This is a genomic window from Mesorhizobium sp. BR115XR7A (assembly GCF_020165315.1).
Classification (GTDB): domain Bacteria; phylum Pseudomonadota; class Alphaproteobacteria; order Rhizobiales; family Rhizobiaceae; genus Mesorhizobium; species Mesorhizobium australicum.
Genome location: NZ_JAIUHW010000010.1, coordinates 251,784 through 271,522 on the forward strand (window position 1 = coordinate 251,784; position 19,739 = coordinate 271,522).

Genomic DNA, 19,739 nt, shown 5'->3' on the forward strand with positions numbered 1-19,739 from the left:
TCACTCCGCCGGCATGGCGCGCTGCGGCAGGGTAAAGCCCATCTGCTTGCGCTTTTCCGGCCGCTTGCGCGTCAGCGCCAGCACCATCCCCATCGAGATGGCGATGGCGATCTGCGAGGAGCCGCCGTAGGAGATGAAGGGCAGCGTCATGCCCTTTGCCGGCACCAGTTGCAGGTTGACGCACATGTTGATGACGGCCTGCAGGCCGAACACGGTGACCAGACCGCCGACCGCATAACGGGTGAAGTCGTCATGCTCCTTGAGCGCCGTGTTGAGACCGCGCAGCACGATGAAGGCGAATATCGACATGATGAAGAAGCACATGATCAGCCCGAACTCCTCGCCCGCGACCGAGAAGACGAAGTCGGCATGGCTGTCGGGGATGACCCGCTTGACCGTGCCCTCGCCCGGCCCGACGCCGAACCAGCCGCCATTGATCAGCGCATCGCGGCCCATGTCGACCTGGAACGTGTCGCCTTCGCCGGTGAGGAATTTGTCGATGCGCAGCGCCACGTGCGGAAACACCGTATAGGCGGCGAAGACGCCGCCGACGCCGGCAGCGCCCAGCACGATGATCCAAAGCCATGGCAGCCCCGCCATGAAGAACATGATGCCCCAGGTGCCGGTGGTCAGCATGGTCTGACCGAGGTCAGGCTGCGCCACCAGCAGCGACACGACCAGCACCAGGAGCAGCATGGCGAACAGATTGCCCGGAATGTCGGGCTGGCGCTTGTGCTCGGCGAACAGCCACGCGCACATGATGACGAAGGCCGGCTTGAGGAATTCCGAAGGTTGGATCGACAGGCCGGCAAGCGACACCCAGCGGCGCGCGCCCTTCACCTCGACGCCGACATAGAGCACCGCCACCATCAGCACCAGCATCAGGCACAGCATGATCAGCGACATGCGCCGGATCTGCCTGGAATCCAGGAACGAGACCGCCAGCATCACGCCGAGCGCAGGCACGGTGAAGATGATCTGCCGGGTGGCGAAATGGAAACTGTCGAGGCCGATGCGTTCGGCCACCGCGGGACTTGCCGCGAAGGACAACACGATGCCGAGCCCCATCAGCGACAGAAACGCCGCCAGGAACCAGCGATCGATGGTCCACCACCAGGTTGCGACCGGACTTTTGTCGAGACGGCTCTGCATTATCGTGCCCCTCCGATGGGTTTGACGCCATCCATAGCGCTCGCAGCTTGCCTGAAGGCTTCGCCGCGGACCTCGAAATTCTTGAACTGGTCGAAACTGGCGCAGGCCGGCGACAACAGCACCACGGCCTCGCCACTGTCGTCCTTGGCCGCGTCATGCGCGGCATGCTCGACCGCTGCCGCCAGCGTGCCCGAGATCTCGTAGGGCACGGCCTCGCCGAGCGTCGCCGAAAAGGCGGGCGCCGCCTCGCCGATCAGATAAGCCTTGGCGATGCGCGGGAAGAAACCGCGTAGCGGCTCGATGCCGCCTTCCTTGGGCAGGCCGCCGGCGATCCAGTAGATGCGATTGAAGCTGGACAGCGCGGGTGCGGCGGCATCGGCATTGGTCGCCTTGGAATCGTTGACGAACAGCACATGGTCCTTGCGGCCAACCTGCTCCATCCGGTGCGCCAGACCCGGGAAGCTTTCCAGCCCAGACTGGATCTCGCCAAGGTTGAGCCCGACCTTGAGGCAGGCGGCGACGGCGGCCAACGCATTTTGCGCATTGTGCTGACCACGCAGCGAGCTAATGCCTTCGAGGAAGGCTACCCGGCTGTAGCGGCCGTGGACGGCTTCCATCAGATTGGTGCCATCGGCGAAATAGCCGTCGGTCAGCGGCAGGCGCTTGGAAATGCGGACGACCTGCCGCCCTGCCCGCTCCAGCCGATCGGCGATCTGCGCGCACCAGGAATCGTCGATGCCGATGATCGCCGTCTCGCTGCCCGCCACCAGCCGCTCCTTGATCGAAGCGTAGTGCTGCATGGTGCCGTGGCGGTCGAGATGGTCGGGCGTCAGATTGAGCAGGATGCCGGCCGTCGGATTGATCGACGGCGCAAGGTCGATCTGGTAGGATGAGCATTCGACTACATAATGCCGGCCGGGCTTCGGCGGATCGAGCGTCATCACCGCACGGCCGATATTGCCGCCCATCTGCGTGTCGCGCCCGGAGGCTTGAAGGATATGCGCTGTCAGCGCCGTCGTCGTCGACTTGCCGTTGGTGCCGGTGATGGCGATGAAGGGAGCATCCGGCGCACGCTGCGTCCGTTCCCTGCAGAACAGCTCGATATCGCCGATGACCTCGACGCCGGCCCCACGCGCCAATTCCACGGTCCAGTGCGGCTTGGGGTGGGTCAGCGGCACGCCGGGCGACAGCACGAAGGCGGAAAAACCGGCCCAGTCGGCGCCACGCAGATCGCCGGTGGCGATGCCGGTGGCGGCCGCCTTGGCGACGCTGCCGGGATTGTCGTCCCAGGCCAGCACCTCGGCGCCGCCCTCGATCAGCGCGCGCGCCGTGGCGATCCCCGAGCCGCCGAGCCCGAAGAGCGATACACGCTTGCCTGCGAATGATGCGGCGGGGATCAAGTGGCGGCCTATCTGAGCTTGAGGGTGGAAAGACCGACCAGCGCCAGGATGACGGCGATGATCCAGAAGCGGATCACCACCTGGCTTTCGGTCCAGCCGAGCTTTTCGAAATGATGGTGGATCGGCGCCATCAGGAACACGCGCTTGCCGGTCATCTTGAAGTAGCCGACCTGGATGATGACCGAGAGAATCTCGACCACGAACAGGCCGCCGACGATGACGAGCACGATCTCGTGCTTGGTGGCGACCGCGACCGTGCCGATCAGGCCGCCCATGGCCAGCGATCCGGTGTCGCCCATGAAGATCGCCGCGGGCGGCGCGTTGAACCACAGGAAGCCGAGGCCGGCGCCGATGACCGCGCCAAGCACGACCGCCAGTTCACCAGTGCCGGGCACGAAATGGATCTGCAGATATTCGGCGAAAACCGCGTTGCCCGAGAGATAGGCGATGACGCCGAAGGACGCCGCCGCGATCATGATCGGCACGATCGCCAGGCCGTCGAGGCCATCGGTCAGGTTCACCGCATTGCCGGCGCCGACGATGACGAAGCAGGAGAACGGAATGAAGAACCAGCCGAGGTTGATGATGAATTCCTTGGCGAAGGGGAATGTCAGCGACGACGAGAAGGGCGCCTGGCCATTGTGCATGATCGCCCAGGCGGCGATGCCGGCGATAACGAATTCCAGCGCAAGCCGCGCCTTGCCGGAGAAGCCGAGATGCGACTGCTTCGTCACCTTCAGATAGTCGTCGTAAAAGCCGATCGAGCCGAAGCCGAGTGTCACCAAAAGCACCACCCAGACATAGATGCTGGACAGGTTCGCCCATAAAAGCGACGAGCCGATGATGCCGGACAGGATCATCAGTCCGCCCATGGTCGGCGTACCTGCCTTTTTGAAATGGGTCTGCGGCCCGTCGGCGCGGATCGGTTGGCCCTTGCCTTGCCTGAGCCGCAGCGAATTGATGATGGTCGGCCCGAAGATGAAGACGATCAGGGCGGAGGTGATCAGCGCCCCGCCGGTGCGGAACGTGATGTAGCGGAAGACATTGAAGACAGAGACCTTGTCCGCGAAATCGACCAGCAGTGTGAACATGCGCTTTCGTCCCCCGACTAGGTCTGGTTGCTTGTTGTCGTTTCAGCCGGGAATTTGCCCAGCAGCGCATCGACCAGTTTTGCAAAACCGATGCCCTTCGACGATTTGATCATCACCACGTCGCCCGGCTTCAGCGCGGCGAGCAGCACCGGCTTCAACTCCTCGACGCCGGCGCGGTATTCCGTCCTGATATCGTCCGGCAGCGCTTCCGCCAGCGACCGCATTTCCGGGCCGCCGAGAAAGACCGTCCGCGTGCCGGTGCCGACGATGAGATCGGCAAGAGCGGCGTGCAGCTTGGCCGAGTGATCGCCGAGTTCGAGCATGTCGCCAAGCACGGCGATGCGCCTGCCCTCGCCCGTCACCGGCGTCGCGTTGAGCAGCGCCATCGCGGCCGCCATCGAGGCAGGATTGGCGTTGTAGCTCTCGTCGATCAGCGTGATCGAGCCCCCGGCCCGGCCCGAAATCGGGCCACCGGGATGCCGCAGCACGTGGCGCTTGCCGCGCCCGCGCTCGGCCGAGAGATCGGCCAGCGCCAATGCAACCTTGTCGAGATCGGCGCCAACCAGATGGGCGGCGCCAAGCACCGCCAGCACGTTCTGCACCATGTGCCGGCCGGGCGCGCCGATACGGGCGATGATATCGTGGCCGCTGATCCGGGCGGCGATGTCGGAATGGTCGGCATGCAACTCGCACTTGACCAGCTTGAAGGTCGAGCGCGCATTCTCGCCGAAGCCATGGATATGCTCGACGCCGGCAGCCTGTGCCATCTTGTACAGTAGCTTGAAACGCGCATCGTCGCGGTTGAGGACGGCAGCACCATCGGGCTCCAGGCCCTCGAAAATCTCGGCCTTGGCCTTGGCGATCTCGTCCAGGTTGCGGAAGAAGCCAAGATGCGCGGCCGCGATCATGGTGACAATGGCGACATGCGGCCGCACCATCTTCACCAGCGGCCGGATCTCGTCGGGATGGTTCATGCCGATCTCGAACACGGCATAGTCGCAATCGGCGGGCATGCGCGCCAAGGTCAGCGGCACGCCCCAATGGTTGTTGAAGGACTGCGCCGAGGCATGCACCTTGCCGACAGCCGAAAGCACGTGGCGCAGCGCCTCCTTGGTCGTGGTCTTGCCCGCTGAGCCGGTCACCGCGATGATCTTGGCTTGCGAGCGGGCGCGCGCCGCGACACCGAGCTTTTCCAGCGCAACCAGGACGTCGTCGACGACGATTATCGGCGCGGTCAACCGGCCAAGTGAGGGCAGCTTGCCTTCGGCCACCACCAGCACGCCGGCGCCGGCCTTGATGGCCGCGGTGACGAAGTCATGGCCGTCCATCGCCTCGCCCTTGATGGCAAAGAAAGCATCGCCCGGCTGCAGGCTGCGGCTGTCGATCGAAATGCCCGATATGCCTTCGGGCATGGGGCCGAGCGGCCGCCCGTCCGTGGCGGCAACCAGCGCTTCCGACGTCCACAGCAAGCTCATGCGGCATGCTCCCGGAGCGCGGCGCGCACTTCCTCGTGGTCGGAGAAATGCAGGGTTTCCGAGCCGATCGTCTGGCCTTCCTCGTGGCCCTTGCCGGCCACGATCAGGGTGTCGCCGGCATGCAGCATGCCGACAGCCTCGTGGATAGCCTTGCGCCGGTCGCCGATCTCCATGGCGCCGGGCGCGGCCTCAAGAATGGCGGCGCGGATGGTTTCGGGCACTTCCGAGCGCGGATTGTCGTCGGTGACGATGACGACATCGGCAAGCCGTGTCGCGATCTCGCCCATGATCGGTCGTTTGCCACGGTCGCGGTCGCCGCCGCAGCCGAACACCACCATCACGCGACCGGTGGTGAACGGACGCACGGAGGCCAGCACGTTCTCCAGCGCATCGGGCTTGTGCGCGTAATCGACATAGACCGGCGCGCCGCTCGCCGTGGTGCCGACGAGATCGAGCCGGCCCGGCGCCCCTTTCAATTTCTCCAACGCCGCCAAGGCTTTGGCGACAGGTGTTCCAGTGGATATGGCAAGCCCCGCCGAAACCAGCGCATTCGCGATCTGGAAATCGCCGGCGAGCGGCAGGTCGATCTCGTGGATCACACCGTCGGCCTCGACCTCGGCACGCTGGCGATGACGCTCATGCTCGACCCGCTTCAGCCTGAGGAAATCGCCATGGCGGCCAACCGTCAGCACGTCGAGCCCGGCGGCCCGCGCCGCCTTTATCGTCGGTTCCGACCACGGATCGTCGGCGAAGAGGATGGCGGGTGCGCCCTTCGGCAGCAGCGTGTCGAACAGGCGCAATTTGGCGCGATGATAATCCTCGATCGTCGGATGGTAATCCATGTGGTCGCGGCCGAGATTGGTGAAGCCCCCGGCCGAGAGCTTCACCCCATCGAGGCGGCGCTGGTCGAGCCCGTGGCTGGAGGCCTCCATCGAGGCGTGGTTAACGCCGGCATCGGCCAATTCCCTGAGCAACCGGTGCAGGGCGACTGGATCGGGTGTCGTCAGCGAACCATATTCGTTGCGGCCGGGCGCGACCACGCCAGTGGTGCCGATCGAGGCGGCGGCGTATCCCGCCTGCTCCCAAATCTGCCTGGTGAAGGCGGCAACCGACGTCTTGCCGCTGGTGCCGGTAACCGCGACCATGGTTTGCGGCTGTTTGCCGAAGTAGCGGGCGGCACTCAAGGCCAGTGCCAGGCGCGGATCATCGACCCCCAGCACCGGAACCGGCAAATCGGCAAGGGCGCTCCCGTTGCCCAAGACGATCGCGGCAGCGCCACGCCGGGCCGCGTCGGCGGCATAGCTCGCGCCATCGGCCTTGGTTCCGGCAAGCGCGAAAAAGACGACGCCCGGTTTTACCTGGCGGGAATCGGACGAGATGCCGGTAACCTCCAGATCGGCCGAAGCTGTTCCTTCGACAGGCAGGATACCGGCTAGATCTTTGAGCTTCATCGAGTCCCGTTCACCGCAACAAAATAGCGCGCAGTTGCCGGCGCGCCCTAAGAATCACTGATAGGAAACCAGCGTTGCACCATTTTCATGGCTGAAATCTGGCTTCACGCCAAGCATGGCCGCTGAACGCCTGATGATATTGCCGGCCATAACCCCAGCATTGTTGGCGGCGACGTCGGTCATCCCAGGCTTTTCCGGATGCGGGGCGTCGGCGATCGTGAACACCAGATATTGCGGATCGTCCATCGGGAAGGCGGCGACGAAGGTGTTGAAATTCAACTCCTTCGAGTAACGGCCGTTGATGACCTTCTCGGCCGTTCCGGTCTTGCCGCCGACGCGGTAGCCGGGAACGCGGGCGTTTCTGGCCGAGCCCTTTTCGGCGTTGAGCGTGTAGAGGTAGCGCATGCCCTCGACGGTTTTGTCGGCGACCACTTTCTTGGCTGCCGCCATCGCGTCCTGCTGGCTGCGGACCAGGAATGTCGGCTCCATCAGATATCCGCCATTGACCAGCGCTGCGCAGCCGACAGCCGCCTGCAGCGGCGTCGTCGACACGCCATGGCCGAAGGCGATGGTGAACGAGTTGACCTGCTTCCAGACTTTCGGCTCGGTCGGGCGGGCGACTTCGGGCAGTTCGGTCTGCATCTTCTCCAGAATGCCGAGGCGGTGCAGGAATTCGCGGTGCGCCTCGATGCCGACCAGCTCTGCCTCCCTGGCCGATCCGATGTTGGACGAATAGAGGAACACCTCCGGCAACGACAGCACACGGTTCTTGCCGTGGAAATCGTGAATGGCCTGGTGGCCGACGCGGATTGGATGCGAAGCGTCGAAGCGGCTCGACATCGTCGCCTTGCCGGAATCGAGCGCCATGGCAGAGGTGAAGCTTTTGAACGTCGAGCCCATTTCATAGAGCCCCGCCGACATCCGGTTGAGCCGGTCCTTGTCCTGCGCATTGTAGGGATTGTTCGGATCGAAATCCGGCACCGAGGCCATGGCCACCACTTCGCCGGTCTTGACGTTGAGCACGACCGCGCCTGCGCCCATGGCGCGATAGCGTTCCAGGCCGGCGGCGATCTCGTCGCGCACCACATGCTGGACGCGCAGGTCGATCGAAAGCTTCACCGGCCTGAGATCCTTCGCCACCGCCAGGCCCGACGCCTGCAGGTCGCTCAGGCCCTGCTCATCGATATATTTCTCCATGCCGGAAATGCCCTGGTTGTCGATGTTGGTCAGACCGACAACGTAGGACGAGGTTTCGCCGCTTGGATAGAAACGGCGCTTTTCGGTGCGGAAGCCAAAACCGGGAATGCCGAGCTGCATGATGTCGGCCTGCTGCTTGGGCGTCAGCTGCCGCTGCAGCCAGACGAAGCCGGCGCCGCTCTTCAGCTTGTGATAGGTCTGCTCGTAGTCGATTTCGGGCAGCACCGTCGACAGCTTCTCGATCGCCTCGTCGGCATCGACGATGCGGCGCGGTTCGGCGAACAGCGACGCCGTCTTGATGTCGGTGGCCAGCACTTCGCCGTTGCGGTCGACAATGTCGGGCCGCGAGGCGGTCACCCGGCTCTGCGGCCCGCCCGACAGGTCGGGTGTCTGGAAACCGAGATAGACCAGCCGCCCCGATATCGTCGAGAAGATGCCGAAGAACACCGCCATCGTCATCACGATGCGCGCCTTGCCCTTGCCGCCTGTCGCCTTGCGGGCGCCTTCGACCACGATCGATCTGTCCTCGCCCGTCCTGGCGCGCCTTACCGACGCGAAGCGCTTCAGCAGTTTGCCGATCATTGGGCGATGTCTCCGGTCACGACGGGATCCTTGTCGCCTGAAGGCGCCTTATCGGAATTGTCGGCCATCGCGCCCTGGCGCCCGTTCAGGATGTCCTGGATATCGAGGGCCTTGGCCGGCAGGTCGCCCAGGCCCACGATCTGGCGGGCACTGACCGGCTCCAGCGCGAGCTGCGATTTATAGAGTTCGGCCAGCTTCTGCAGGCGCGACGGCTGGGTGAGCAGGCTCCAGTCGGCCTTGAGCAGGTCGATCGTATCCTCCTCGTAGCGAATCTCGGCATGGATCTTCTGCACGGCCGCCAACTGGTCCTCGGCCTCGCGCTTGGCCTTGTAGGTCAGGGCCGCCGCCGAAACCATGACGGCGATCAGGACAATGTCGCTGGTACGAAACACGTGCTTACCTCTCCCCCGGCCGGTCGATGCCGGGAAGCTTTGGAAGGCCGAAAATCGAAAAATCGTCGCCGCGCGCCGGAGCCTCGGTGCGGATCGCGGCACGCAGCCTGGCCGAGCGGGCGCGCGGGTTGGCTGCAATCTCGGCGTCGCCTGCGGTCACCCCGCCACCAGCCTTGCGGAATGTCGCGGTGCGCGCCTGCGCCTCCGGCATGTGGCGCGAGCCGGTCATGGCGTCGGCGCGGTCGGCGATGAAGCGCTTGACGATGCGGTCTTCCAGCGAATGGAACGTCACCACGGCGAGCCGTCCACCGGGCTTCAGCGCGCGTTCGGCCGCGAACAGCGCCCTGGCCAGTTCCCCGAGCTCGTCATTGACGAAGATGCGCAGCGCCTGGAAGACGCGGGTCGCCGGATGGATCTTGTCCTTCGGCGCGCGTCCAATATGCGTTTCGATCGCATCGGCGAGTTCGAGCGTGCGCTCGAATGGGCGTTTTTCCCGGCGCGCCTCGATCATGCGGGCGATGCGGCCGGCGTGACGCTCTTCGCCGAGGAAGCCGAAGATGCGGGCAAGGTCGCCCGGCTTGAAACTGTTGACGACATCGGCAGCACTCAGGCCCGCCTGCGCCATGCGCATGTCGAGCGGTCCGTCGTTGCGGAAGGAAAAGCCGCGCTCGGCCTGGTCGAGCTGCATGGAGGAAACGCCGATGTCGAGCACGACGCCATCGACGCTTTCGACGTGCTCGTCGAGCGTCGAGAACGGCGCCTGCACCAGCTTCAGCCGGCCGCCGGATTGCGCCTCGAGGTCGCGGCCGGCCGCGATGGCATCCGGATCGCGGTCGATGGCAATCACGGACGCGCCTGCCGCCAGGATGGCCTTGGTGTAGCCGCCGGCGCCGAACGTGCCGTCGATGACGATGTCGCCCTCCGCCGGCGCCAGCGCTTCCAGCACTTCGCCAAGGAGGACCGGAATGTGGCGGACCGATCCGCCGACGGCGTTGATATCATCGCCGTGGCCCACCGTCATTCCGGTCGCTCCCCAGCCTTGGCCTCGTGAGCCTTCGTCCCCCGCCGAAGCTGCAAAAGCCTGGCACGCGCCTGCGCGCCGTAGGTCGCAAGCCGTCCCGGCTCCCAGACCTGAAAGAAATTGCCGCGCCCGACAAAGGCCACCTCCGCGGAAATGCCGGTATGTTCGCGGATGAAATCGGTCATGGTGATGCGGCCGTCCTGGTCGAGTTTCAGGAACGCTCCGTCGCCATGGCAGAAGAACGACATGTCGTCCGCAGCCTGCAGGAACGGGTCTTCCCGCGCGATGCGTTGCTCGTAGCGATCGAGCAGATCGAGCCCGCCGACATCCATCGCCGGCAGGTCCAGGCACCGCAGCGCATAGAGTTCCGAATAGCCGCGCTTCTGCACCACGGCACGGAAATGCGCCGGAACGGACACCCGTCCCTTCGCATCGATCCTGCTCACCGTGTTCGACAGAAACCGGTCCATCACACGTTGCAGCCGCCTGCGCGGCCGCACCCCTCTTCATCGTGTCGCACGCGCCACCGCAGCGCTGCGTCTGCCCCGCACCAACCTCGTCCACACGGGCAAAAAACGGCAAACGCGCAGCCGCCGCGGCTGCCCGATTGGCGTACGCTTTACCCTGACGCGGAACGAAGGCTTTGATGTCGAAATGGGATATCATGGGGCACTATGGGCGTCAACGGGAATAGGCTTCACAAACATGCGCATCACGGCGACGAGAAGGCTTTGACGGCACGTCTCGTATTTATCGATCATTAAGCCTAACGAACCGTTTAGAGCCGCGCTGGTCCAACTGGAGGCGCCTTGCCGCGAGCCGCGGCCGGGCATAGCGTCTCCCCATATCACCGATCGCCAAGGGACTTGAAACTCGATGTCTGAAACTGCCAAATCGCGCGCCGCGGCCCTTCCCCATTTGCGTCGCAGCGGGTTTGCCATGGGCGATTCCATTCCCCTGCCACTGACCATGGCCGCCATCTTCCATGCACCGGGCGATGCCACCGGCTTCAACCAGTACGGCCGTTTCAGCAACCCGACCTGGGATGCCGTCGAACACATGTTGTCCCATTTGGAAGACGCGCCCTGCGTCGGCTTTCCCTCGGGAATGGCAGCGATCTCGGCGGCATTCTTTGCCGTGCTCAAGGCCGGCGACCATGTCCTGCTGCCTTCGGACGGTTATCACACGACCAGGGCGCTGGCTGATCGCTTCCTGCAACCGCTCGGTGTCTCCTACGATGTCCGGCCGACATCGACTTTCCTTGACGGCGGTTTTGCGGGCTATCGCCTGGCCTTCGTCGAAACGCCGGCCAATCCGGGGCTGGACATCTGCGATATCGCCGCTGTCGCCGAAGCCGTCCACAAGGCCGGCGCGCTGCTGGTGGTCGACAACACGACGATGACGCCCTTCGGCCAGCGCCCTCTCGATCACGGCGCCGATATCGTTGTCGCCGCCGACACCAAGGCACCCAATGGCCATTCCGACGTGCTGTTCGGACATGTTGCCAGCCGCAATGCGGATATCATCGCCGCCGTGACCGGCTGGCGCGAGGTCTCGGGCAGCATCCCCGGGCCGTTCGAAGCCTGGCTGGTGCATCGCGGCCTGGAAACATTGGATGTGCGCTTCGACCGCATGTGTTCGTCGGCGGAAGTGATCGCGCGGCGCCTGCAAGGCCATCGGGCGATCAACGGCCTGCGCTATCCCGGCCTGGAAGGCGATCCCTCGCACAATCTTGCCCGCGCCCAGATGGAGCGCTTCGGCTTCCTCATCTCCTTCGAACTCGCTTCCGAGCAGAAAGCCGAGGATTTCATCAACAATTGCGACCTGATGCAGGCCGCAACCTCCTTCGGCGGCGTCCACACCTCGGCCGAGCGGCGCTTGAAGCGAGGCGACGCGGTTCCGGCCGGCTTCGTTCGCCTGTCGGTCGGTTGTGAGCCGGTGGAAGAACTCTGGAAGGCGATCGAGGCCTCGCTGGACAGGATCAGCGACTGACAAATCGACCACGAGCGGGTCAGCGTTTGATGGGATCGCCGAACCGCCCTAACTCCTTGTTTTACGCAATTACGCGATTCCGCAAGGGAAAGCGCTAGCGCTTCTCCTGGATTGCTTAGGAGCCGAGGTCATTGGCTTCGATGTTGCGCCGACCATGCAGCACGCGAAGAACTTCGATCGCATCACCGCCGACCCGGTACAAGGTGAGATATTCGCCGACAATCAGATGGCGGATACCCGGCGCAATGTCGTCGCGTGGCGCACCTGAGAAGGGATTAAGTCGACAATTGCTGCCATCTTGCCGCTAAACGATCAAGCAACCGGTCCGCTGCTGCCTCGTTGTTGCCCGCAATATGAAGCCAGATCGCAACCAAATCCTCTTCCGCACGAGCGCTGCGGTCGATTGGCAGCAACTTCATGCCGCGTCGTCAGATCGCAGACGCCTGCGGGCCTCCGCCTTGATTTCGTCCATCGAGGCAAACCGACCAGGCCCGCTGTCGATCCCCTCCTGCACCAGCTTGCGCAGTTCCTCAACCGTGTAGCCCATCAGGTCGCGGCGGTCCTTCCATTGCCTCAACGCATCGCGGATCACCTCGCTCGCCGAAGCGTATTCTCCAGCCGCGACCACATCGTCGACGGCCTGAGCCAACTCCGGCGAAAGCGTGATGCTGCGTTTGTCGACCTGACCCACGATAGGCTCCTGATGATGAGCCGTGATGGTACGATTTAATCGCACCAATTTCAAGAAAAGTCGGCGGATATCTCTGTCTTGCGGCGGGGCAAATGAGCGCCATGCGTTGAATCAGAAGCTGCGCCCATGGGCGTAACCTTCTGGCACCAAAGGCTTTATCCCAGATGTCGTGGAGAGGAACTGCCAGCTGGCCTATAAGCCGGGTTTTGTATGGCCCTCGCCCCTTGCGAGGCGAGAACGTGGCGGCCATTCATCTTGGGCGCATGTTGCCATGCGCCTCACGCAACCTACCCGGACGGTGGGCCGGAAACAGCCCTCGAGGGTTCCCCCTCGCACCGCCCCTATTCGGTCTTGCTCCCGGTGGGGTTTACCGTGCCGCTCCTGTTGCCAGTCGCGCGGTGGGCTCTTACCCCACCCTTTCACCCTTACCCCGACAAAGTCGTGGCGGTTTGCTTTCTGTGGCACTTTCCCTGGGGTCGCCCCCGCCGGCCATTAACCGGCACCGTGTTTCCATGGAGCCCGGACTTTCCTCACCCGCGGCCTTTCGGCGTTTGCGGGTGCGGCCGCCCGGCCAGCTGGCAGGGCGTATAAAGGGGTTCACACCGCAAAACGCAACCGAAAAAGCCGTCGTGCCCGGTTCTTGTCAAGCCGGTGCGCCGACAGCCGCCAACTGGACCTTGACCTTGCTGCAATAGGCCGCCGAAACCGGGTTCATGCGGGTGGCGCCATGGCCGGCATTGTATTTCAGGATGGTGCCGCAGGTCGTGCCGCCGCCGAGGTCGCGCGCCATGGCGAGGTACTTCATGCCGTATTTGATGTTGGTGTCGGGATCGAACAGGCCCTTGGCCGACCCGCTGTAACCCATCATGCGCGCGGTTGCCGGCTTGATCTGCATCAGTCCGATCTCGCCGGCGCCGCCGACCATATTCGGCCGGTAGTTGCTTTCGATCTTGATCACGGCCTGGGCCAGCGACACCGGAACCCCGTAGGTCGCCGCGTAGCGGCCGACAATCGCGGAATACTGGCCACCGCTCGTCACCGCCGCGGTCGCCGCAGCGACGTTGCCGAGACCGATCGATGCTGTCGTCGTCATGTCCACGGTTTTGCGGCCGCGCTTTGTCTGCCTCTTGGCGGAGGATTTCCCTGCCCCGGTCTTACTTGCCTTGGTCCCACTTGCCTTGGCCCAGCTTGCCTTTTCCACTTTCGCGGAAACCTGCTTCGTCGTCTTGTTGCTTTTGGCCGAAATGGCCTTGCCTTTGGCGGATGCCGCGACGAGGCCCTGGTCGGCCCGTGGACTTAACGGCGCGGCGTCGGCCGCACTGAAGGCAAAACTCATTACCCCGGCAGCAAGAGCTGCCGTTAAAACGGTCAATTTCTGCATGTGATCCTGTTCTGTTGGGGCCACGCGAAGATCTTCGCGTGGCATCGCTTGATCAATATCGGAACACCCGGGGGGATGGACGTCCGACAAACTGTACGAAACGCCCTTTGAAGTCCGATTTGGCGCCAATGAAGGCGAGGCAAGTCACTTTCAGTGACAGTTTGTAACTTTATGACCAGCGAGGATTACTTGGACCCGCTCTTGACCTGAGGTCAATTCCTCGCGGAAGCAAGCAGTTTCTGCAGCGTGCGCATCGTCGAGCCGTCGGCGGCGCCGTCGATCCGGCGCGGTCGAAAATGCCGTTGAAAGGCCTCAACGACAATTCGTGTCCGGTCGTCGAAAATGCCCGATATCTCGACGCCATAGCCATAAAGCGACAGCATCGACTGCAGCGTCTCCACATCGGCACCGCGGTCACCGGACTTCAGCGCGGCTCCGCGCCTGACGGGAGCGGCCGGCACGAGATGACCGACACCGGCCTTAAACAGCGCGGCCCATGGGAACTTCTCGCCGGGATCGATCTTGCGCCCCGGCGCCACGTCGGAGTGCGCCAACACCCGCTGGGGAGTGATCGCGTGCCGCGTGACAATCCCCTTGCACAGCTCGATGACCGCCGTGATCTGACGTTTCGGAAAGCCGGGATAGCCCAGTGAATGGCCGGGATTGACGATTTCGATGCCGATCGAGCAGGAATTGATGTCGGTGCATCCGAACCAGGAACTCTGGCCGGCGTGCCACGCGCGATCGCTTTCCCGCACCATCTGCACGACGTGACCATTCTCATGGACGAGATAATGCGACGAGACTTCACTCGCCGGATCGCACAGCCAGGCTTCGGCCGCGGCCCCGGTAGCCATGCCCGTGTAGTGCAGCACAATCATGTCGGGCTTCTGCGCGTCGCGCCTTGGCCCGAAATTCGGCGATACCCTGACCTCGGCGCTTGGCTCGTCGGGCAGGAAGCCGCTCATGCGTGCCGCAGACCCCGCTCGATCATCTCGTAGGCGGCGTTGATCGCCGCGACCCTGGTCGTCGCGATCTTGATGAATTCCTGCGGCAGCCCGCGCGCGATCAGCCGATCCGGGTGGTTGTCCGACACCAGCTTGCGATAGCGTTTCCTGACCTCCTCGAACGGCTTGCCCCGCTCGATGCCGAGGACGACATAGGGGTCGCCGGCACCAAGATTGACGTGCCGCGCCATGATCGATTCGTAATGCGTCTCGTCAATACGGAAGATCTCGGCGATACGGTGCAGGAAGATGCCTTCGCGCTCATGCACCAGCCCATCGGCCTTGGCGATGTGGAACAGGCCGTCGAGTATGTCTTCCAGCATCACGCAATTGGAGTGCCCGGAGCCGCAGAGCTGCGCCATGCGCTCGGCATAGGTCTCGAAACCGGCGACGTCCCGCTGGGCCAGATCGAACAGCCGCGCGACGTTGCGCGTCTCCTTCGGTGGCACTTCGAAGATTTCCTGGAAGGCGCGCACCTCATCCTGGGTGACGATACCGTCGGCCTTGGCCATCTTGGCCGACAGCGCGATCATCGCCACCGAGAAGGCGACGCGGCGGCGCAGGTCGGCATCGCCGGAGAAAACCGTGCGCACAGCTTCGACCACGTCGGCGACGCCTGACGTGGTCGAAGACGAAACGCGCGTGATGAAGTCGCCGAGGCGGTCCCAAATCGACATGGCCAGCTTCATAGAGCCAACCGATCCCCGCTATCAAGCCAATAACGGCCACTCTCTGTCGGGTCCGTGGCCACCGACGATCGACGGTCCCGAGCGCGGTCTCCACGAGGAAGGCCGGCACGAAGCCGGCCTTCCTCCCAAGACACCTACTGCTTACAAACTACTGCGCGGGCGCAGGAGCGGGCGTTGCCGGAGCCGGCTCGGCAGGCTTGGTCGAATTATCGGCTGGGGCCGCGGGCTTCATCGGCTGCTCGGCAGCCGGCGGATTGGTGCTCTGCGTGGTGGTTTTGTCAGTGCCTGTGCCGCTGTCGCTGCAGGCCGCGACGCCCAGCAGGGCAAGGGCGGACACCGAAGCAAGAATGAGCTTTTTCATTACGTCTCTCCTTCAACACACGTTCACGTTGCGGTGAACGGTCGAGGAGAAATGCTGCGGACGGCCATGGGTTTCATAACGTTGCGTTTCCGCCTGTAACATCAATGGCATGCAGGCGACATTGCTGCCGGCGCTTAGGCGCTTTAACAACGATAACGGAAACGAAATACCGGAGACAGCCGCATGACCGCGAAATGGGATTTCTGGATCGATCGCGGCGGCACCTTCACCGATATTATTGGCCGTGACCCGCAAGGCGGGTTGCATCCGCGCAAATTGCTGTCGGAGAATCCTGAAGCCTATGCCGATGCGGCCATTCAGGGCATCCACGACCTGCTCGACCTTGAACCGGCCGCCGCGATCCCGTCCAGCCTGATCGGCGACATCAAGATGGGCACGACCGTGGCCACCAACGCCCTTCTGGAGCGCAAGGGCGACCGCGTGTTGTTGCTCATCACCAAGGGGTTTGGCGATGCGCTAGGGATTGCGTACCAGGCGCGACCGGACATCTTCGCCAAGGAGATCATCCTTCCCGAACAGCTCTATGAGCGCGTCATCGAGGTCGACGAGCGCGTGCTCGCCGACGGCTGCGTCGAGCGGCTGCTCGACGTATCAGCCTGCCGGCCGGCCATAGAACAAGCGAAAGCCGATGGCATTGATGCGGTGGCGATCGTCTTCATGCATGCCTGGAAATATCCCGATCACGAGAAGGCCGTGGCCAAGGTCTGCCGCAAGCTTGGTTTCGGACAGGTCTCGGTCAGCCACGAGGTCTCGCCGCTGATCAAGCTGGTCGGCCGCGGCGACACCGCGGTGGTCGACGCCTATCTGTCGCCGATCCTGTCGCGCTATGTGCAAAGGGTGGCGGGAGAACTTGGGGTGGCGGGAGAACCGGGTGCGGCGGGAAAAAACAACGAATCCCCTCGCCTGATGTTCATGATGTCTTCTGGCGGGCTCACCGCCGCCGACATGTTCCAGGGCAAGGACGCATTGCTGTCGGGCCCGGCCGGCGGCGTGGTCGGCATGGTCGAGACGGCGAAGCTCGCCGGTTTCGACAAGGTCATCGGCTTCGACATGGGCGGCACGTCCACCGACGTCGCCCACTATGACGGCGAGTATGAACGGGCCTTCGACACCGAAGTCGCCGGTGTGCGCGTCCGCGCGCCGATGATGCGCATCCACACGGTCGCCGCCGGCGGCGGCTCGATCCTGCACTACGAGGCCGGCCGTTTCCGCGTCGGACCGGACTCCGCGGGCGCCAATCCCGGCCCCGCCGCCTACCGGCGCGGCGGCCCGTTGGCGGTGACCGATGCCAATGTGATGCTCGGCAAGCTGCAGCCCGACTTCTTCCCGTCGATCTTCGGTTCCGGCCAGGACGCGCCGCTCGACGCGGAAACCGTGCGTGCGAAATTCGCGGCACTTGCCGCTGAGATCGGCGATGGCCGGCCGCCCGAATCGGTCGCCGAGGGCTTCGTCACCATCGCGGTCGAGAACATGGCCAATGCGATCAAGAAGATTTCCGTGCAGCGCGGCTACGATGTCACCGAATATCTCCTGAACTGCTTCGGCGGCGCCGGCGGACAGCATGCGTGCCTGGTCGCGGACGCGCTTGGCATGGAGGCCGTGCTGATCCATCCCTTCTCCGGCCTGCTTTCGGCCTATGGCATCGGCTTGGCCTCGGTGTTCGCCTCGCGCCAGCAGGCGTTGCTCAAGCCGCTCGCCGAAGAGTCCAGAACGGAGATTGGCGGCCTCATCGCCACCTTGAAAAAGGCCGTTATCGCGGAGCTGGCGGCGCAAGGCATCGCCGAGGACGTGGTTGCCACCAGGCCGGTACTGCACATTCGCTATGACGGCGCCGACACGACGCTGCCGGTAAATTTTGAGAACGACTCGATTTTCCAGGCAAAGCGCGATTTCGAAATCGCCCACAAAGCGCAATTCGGTTTCGTCTATGACGACAAGCCGATGATGGTCGAGACCGTCGGCGTCGAAGGCACCGAAACCGGCCAGACCAGCGCCGAGGCCCATGCGCCTGCCGGACCGGCAAGGGTCCATCCAGCCGCTTCCGAGACCCGGCTAATCTACACGGAAGGCCAGTGGCATGAAGCTGGCGTCTACCGTCGCGAGACCCTCGGACCGTCCAATCTGGTCGCCGGCCCCGCCTTGATCATCGAGCCAAACCAGACCATCGTCGTCGAGCCGGGCTGGCGGGCCGAAATCACCAACCTCAATCACGTCGTTATACGCCGCACGGAAAAGAAAGCGCGCGCCGCTGCCCTGGGCACGCAAGCCGATCCGGTGATGCTCGAAGTCTTCAACAATCTCTTCATGTCGATCGCCGAGCAAATGGGCGTGACGCTGCAGAACACCGCCTATTCCGTCAACATCAAGGAAAGGCTGGATTTTTCCTGCGCCGTATTCGACCACACCGGGGCGCTGGTCGCCAATGCGCCGCACATGCCGGTGCATCTCGGCTCCATGGACCGTTCGGTCGAAACCATCATCCGGCTCAACTCCGGCGACATCCACCCCGGCGACGTCTTTGCCTTGAATGCCCCCTATAATGGCGGCACGCATCTGCCCGACATCACCGTGGTGACGCCGGTGTTCGACGACATCAGGAAAAACATCCTCTTCTGGGCGGCCTCGCGCGGCCACCATGCCGACATTGGCGGCACCGCCCCGGGCTCGATGACGCCGCTCGCCACCACGGTCGACGAGGAAGGCGTTCTGTTCGACAATTTCCGCATCGTTGACCGCGGAAAATTCCGCGAGACGGAGCTGCATACGCTGCTCACCGACCATCGCTACCCCGCCCGCAATCCGCACCAGAACATCGCCGATCTCAAGGCACAGATTGCCGCCAACGAGAAGGGTGTCGCCGAACTGCGCAAGATGGTCTCCCATTTCGGGCTTGATGTCGTCGAGGCCTATATGGGCCATGTCCAGGACAATGCCGCCGAGAGCGTGCGCCGGGTGCTGGAGCGGCTGCCGGACACGTCGGAATATGAATATCCGACCGATACCGGCCAGGTCATCAAGGTGAAGATCACGGTCGATCGCCAAAGGCGCGAGGCGACCGTCGACTTCACCGGCACGTCGCCTGTCATGAAGAACAATTTCAACGCCCCTGAGCCGGTGGCGCGCGCGGCCGTGCTCTACGCCTTCCGCGTCATGGTCGAGGACATGATCCCGATGAATGCCGGCTGCCTCAGGCCGATCAACATCGTCATTCCCGACGGCTGCATGCTGAAGCCCGCCTATCCTGCCGCCGTCGTCGCCGGCAATGTCGAGACCTCGCAGCACGTAACCAATGCGCTGTTCGGCGCCATGGGCGCGATGGCCAATGCGCAGGGCACGATGAACAACCTGACTTTCGGCAACAAGAAGTACCAATATTACGAGACCATCTGTTCCGGCTCGCCGGCCGGCCATATGAACTCCGGCCGCGGCTTTGCCGGCACCTCCGGCGTGCACACCCATATGACCAATTCGCGCCTAACCGATCCGGAGGTGCTTGAACTGCGCTTTCCCGTGGTGCTGGAGGATTTTCACATCCGCGAAGGCTCGGGCGGCAAGGGCAAATGGAACGCCGGCGACGGCACCAAACGCACCATCCGCTTCCTCGAGAAAATGGAATGCGCGATCCTGTCCTCGCACCGCAACCGCCCGCCACGGGGGCTGGATGGCGGCGGCGACGGCGAAGTCGGCTCGACCAAGGTCCGCCGCAACGACGGCACGGTCGACGTGCTGAAGGCCTGCGACCAGACCGTTCTCGACGCTGGCGAGGCCGTCATCGTGACGACGCCGACGCCGGGCGGGTTTGGCAAGCTGTAAGAGAGACGTCAACAGGCTGTCAC

18 protein-coding genes and 1 other RNA gene are annotated in these 19,739 nt (G+C 63.8%); 2 read left to right on the top strand and 17 right to left on the bottom strand.

The window, feature by feature from the left end; all coding sequences use genetic code 11:
* Genes ftsW through mraZ form a run of 9 tightly spaced genes read right to left on the bottom strand, consistent with a single transcriptional unit; the run spans window position 1 to window position 10,231 of the window.
* The gene (ftsW, locus tag LB557_RS22225; protein ID WP_015317209.1) at window positions 1-1,152 is read right to left on the bottom strand and encodes a putative lipid II flippase FtsW; all 1,152 of its coding nucleotides are present in this window, start codon (window positions 1,150-1,152) and stop codon (window positions 1-3) included.
* Window positions 1,152-2,552, bottom strand: coding sequence for a UDP-N-acetylmuramoyl-L-alanine--D-glutamate ligase (gene murD, locus LB557_RS22230; protein WP_224641319.1), 1,401 nt, complete (start codon window positions 2,550-2,552; stop codon window positions 1,152-1,154). The genes ftsW and murD overlap by 1 nt, the downstream gene beginning before the upstream one ends.
* Before the next feature lie 8 nt (window positions 2,553-2,560).
* Window positions 2,561-3,643 carry a phospho-N-acetylmuramoyl-pentapeptide-transferase gene (mraY, locus tag LB557_RS22235; protein WP_015317207.1) on the bottom strand — a complete coding sequence of 361 codons (1,083 nt, stop codon included), beginning with the start codon at window positions 3,641-3,643 and terminating at the stop codon, window positions 2,561-2,563.
* A gap of 17 nt (window positions 3,644-3,660) precedes the next feature.
* A complete protein-coding gene (locus tag LB557_RS22240) occupies window positions 3,661-5,118 on the bottom strand; it encodes a UDP-N-acetylmuramoylalanyl-D-glutamyl-2,6-diaminopimelate--D-alanyl-D-alanine ligase (protein ID WP_224641318.1) in 1,458 nt (485 codons plus the stop codon).
* On the bottom strand, window positions 5,115-6,569 hold the full coding sequence (locus LB557_RS22245) for a UDP-N-acetylmuramoyl-L-alanyl-D-glutamate--2,6-diaminopimelate ligase (protein WP_224641317.1): 1,455 nt from the start codon (window positions 6,567-6,569) through the stop codon (window positions 5,115-5,117). The genes LB557_RS22240 and LB557_RS22245 overlap by 4 nt, the downstream gene beginning before the upstream one ends.
* Window positions 6,570-6,623: 54 nt before the next feature.
* Window positions 6,624-8,348 (bottom strand): peptidoglycan D,D-transpeptidase FtsI family protein, encoded by a 1,725-nt coding sequence (locus LB557_RS22250; protein WP_224594781.1) that lies wholly within the window; start codon window positions 8,346-8,348, stop codon window positions 6,624-6,626.
* Window positions 8,345-8,740 carry a hypothetical protein gene (locus LB557_RS22255; protein WP_015317203.1) on the bottom strand — a complete coding sequence of 132 codons (396 nt, stop codon included), beginning with the start codon at window positions 8,738-8,740 and terminating at the stop codon, window positions 8,345-8,347. Before LB557_RS22255 ends, LB557_RS22250 begins: the two co-directional genes overlap by 4 nt.
* Before the next feature lie 4 nt (window positions 8,741-8,744).
* The gene (gene rsmH, locus LB557_RS22260) at window positions 8,745-9,761 is read right to left on the bottom strand and encodes a 16S rRNA (cytosine(1402)-N(4))-methyltransferase RsmH (RefSeq protein ID WP_224583486.1); all 1,017 of its coding nucleotides are present in this window, start codon (window positions 9,759-9,761) and stop codon (window positions 8,745-8,747) included.
* The gene (gene mraZ / locus LB557_RS22265; protein ID WP_224583484.1) at window positions 9,758-10,231 is read right to left on the bottom strand and encodes a division/cell wall cluster transcriptional repressor MraZ; all 474 of its coding nucleotides are present in this window, start codon (window positions 10,229-10,231) and stop codon (window positions 9,758-9,760) included. Before mraZ ends, rsmH begins: the two co-directional genes overlap by 4 nt.
* Before the next feature lie 406 nt (window positions 10,232-10,637).
* Between mraZ and LB557_RS22270 the strand changes: the two genes are divergently transcribed.
* Complete coding sequence (locus LB557_RS22270) at window positions 10,638-11,753, top strand: cystathionine gamma-lyase (protein WP_015317200.1); 1,116 nt, start codon at window positions 10,638-10,640, stop codon at window positions 11,751-11,753.
* A 115-nt stretch (window positions 11,754-11,868) separates the two neighbouring features.
* Here LB557_RS22270 and LB557_RS31640 read toward each other — a convergent pair whose 3' ends face one another.
* The 8 genes from LB557_RS31640 to LB557_RS22305 all read right to left on the bottom strand — a co-directional run bounded on the left by LB557_RS31640 (window position 11,869) and on the right by LB557_RS22305 (window position 15,882).
* A complete protein-coding gene (locus tag LB557_RS31640; RefSeq protein ID WP_318012210.1) occupies window positions 11,869-12,000 on the bottom strand; it encodes a type II toxin-antitoxin system RelE/ParE family toxin in 132 nt (43 codons plus the stop codon).
* A gap of 28 nt (window positions 12,001-12,028) precedes the next feature.
* Window positions 12,029-12,172 (bottom strand): type II toxin-antitoxin system RelE/ParE family toxin, encoded by a 144-nt coding sequence (locus tag LB557_RS31645; protein ID WP_263485734.1) that lies wholly within the window; start codon window positions 12,170-12,172, stop codon window positions 12,029-12,031.
* Complete coding sequence (locus LB557_RS22280; RefSeq protein ID WP_140615618.1) at window positions 12,169-12,444, bottom strand: type II toxin-antitoxin system ParD family antitoxin; 276 nt, start codon at window positions 12,442-12,444, stop codon at window positions 12,169-12,171. Before LB557_RS22280 ends, LB557_RS31645 begins: the two co-directional genes overlap by 4 nt.
* A 179-nt stretch (window positions 12,445-12,623) precedes the next feature.
* An RNA gene (gene rnpB, locus LB557_RS22285) (RNase P RNA component class A) lies at window positions 12,624-13,023 on the bottom strand.
* A gap of 64 nt (window positions 13,024-13,087) precedes the next feature.
* Window positions 13,088-13,825, bottom strand: coding sequence for a lytic transglycosylase domain-containing protein (locus LB557_RS22290; RefSeq protein WP_140615616.1), 738 nt, complete (start codon window positions 13,823-13,825; stop codon window positions 13,088-13,090).
* Between the two features lie 212 nt (window positions 13,826-14,037).
* The gene (locus LB557_RS22295; RefSeq protein WP_224641315.1) at window positions 14,038-14,793 is read right to left on the bottom strand and encodes an N-acetylmuramoyl-L-alanine amidase; all 756 of its coding nucleotides are present in this window, start codon (window positions 14,791-14,793) and stop codon (window positions 14,038-14,040) included.
* A complete protein-coding gene (locus LB557_RS22300) occupies window positions 14,790-15,509 on the bottom strand; it encodes a J domain-containing protein (RefSeq protein WP_041163805.1) in 720 nt (239 codons plus the stop codon). Before LB557_RS22300 ends, LB557_RS22295 begins: the two co-directional genes overlap by 4 nt.
* A 160-nt stretch (window positions 15,510-15,669) precedes the next feature.
* On the bottom strand, window positions 15,670-15,882 hold the full coding sequence (locus tag LB557_RS22305; protein WP_224641313.1) for a hypothetical protein: 213 nt from the start codon (window positions 15,880-15,882) through the stop codon (window positions 15,670-15,672).
* Between the two features lie 183 nt (window positions 15,883-16,065).
* On the opposite strand from LB557_RS22305, the gene LB557_RS22310 reads away from it, so the two are divergent.
* Window positions 16,066-19,716, top strand: coding sequence for a hydantoinase B/oxoprolinase family protein (locus tag LB557_RS22310; protein WP_224641310.1), 3,651 nt, complete (start codon window positions 16,066-16,068; stop codon window positions 19,714-19,716).
* Window positions 19,717-19,739: the final 23 nt, after the last annotated feature.

What these genes read in the sequence shown, in the direction of transcription:
- ftsW (WP_015317209.1), bottom strand. Translation starts at nt 1,152, where the DNA reads ATGCAGAGCCGTCTCGACAAAAGTCCGGTCGCAACCTGGTGGTGGACC.
- mraY (WP_015317207.1), bottom strand. Translation starts at nt 3,643, where the DNA reads ATGTTCACACTGCTGGTCGATTTCGCGGACAAGGTCTCTGTCTTCAAT.
- LB557_RS22240 (WP_224641318.1), bottom strand. Translation starts at nt 5,118, where the DNA reads ATGAGCTTGCTGTGGACGTCGGAAGCGCTGGTTGCCGCCACGGACGGG.
- LB557_RS22245 (WP_224641317.1), bottom strand. Translation starts at nt 6,569, where the DNA reads ATGAAGCTCAAAGATCTAGCCGGTATCCTGCCTGTCGAAGGAACAGCT.
- LB557_RS22250 (WP_224594781.1), bottom strand. Translation starts at nt 8,348, where the DNA reads ATGATCGGCAAACTGCTGAAGCGCTTCGCGTCGGTAAGGCGCGCCAGG.
- rsmH (WP_224583486.1), bottom strand. Translation starts at nt 9,761, where the DNA reads ATGACGGTGGGCCACGGCGATGATATCAACGCCGTCGGCGGATCGGTC.
- mraZ (WP_224583484.1), bottom strand. Translation starts at nt 10,231, where the DNA reads ATGGACCGGTTTCTGTCGAACACGGTGAGCAGGATCGATGCGAAGGGA.
- LB557_RS22270 (WP_015317200.1), top strand. Translation starts at nt 10,638, where the DNA reads ATGTCTGAAACTGCCAAATCGCGCGCCGCGGCCCTTCCCCATTTGCGT.
- LB557_RS31645 (WP_263485734.1), bottom strand. Translation starts at nt 12,172, where the DNA reads ATGAAGTTGCTGCCAATCGACCGCAGCGCTCGTGCGGAAGAGGATTTG.
- LB557_RS22290 (WP_140615616.1), bottom strand. Translation starts at nt 13,825, where the DNA reads ATGCAGAAATTGACCGTTTTAACGGCAGCTCTTGCTGCCGGGGTAATG.
- LB557_RS22295 (WP_224641315.1), bottom strand. Translation starts at nt 14,793, where the DNA reads ATGAGCGGCTTCCTGCCCGACGAGCCAAGCGCCGAGGTCAGGGTATCG.
- LB557_RS22300 (WP_041163805.1), bottom strand. Translation starts at nt 15,509, where the DNA reads ATGTCGATTTGGGACCGCCTCGGCGACTTCATCACGCGCGTTTCGTCT.
- LB557_RS22305 (WP_224641313.1), bottom strand. Translation starts at nt 15,882, where the DNA reads ATGAAAAAGCTCATTCTTGCTTCGGTGTCCGCCCTTGCCCTGCTGGGC.
- LB557_RS22310 (WP_224641310.1), top strand. Translation starts at nt 16,066, where the DNA reads ATGACCGCGAAATGGGATTTCTGGATCGATCGCGGCGGCACCTTCACC.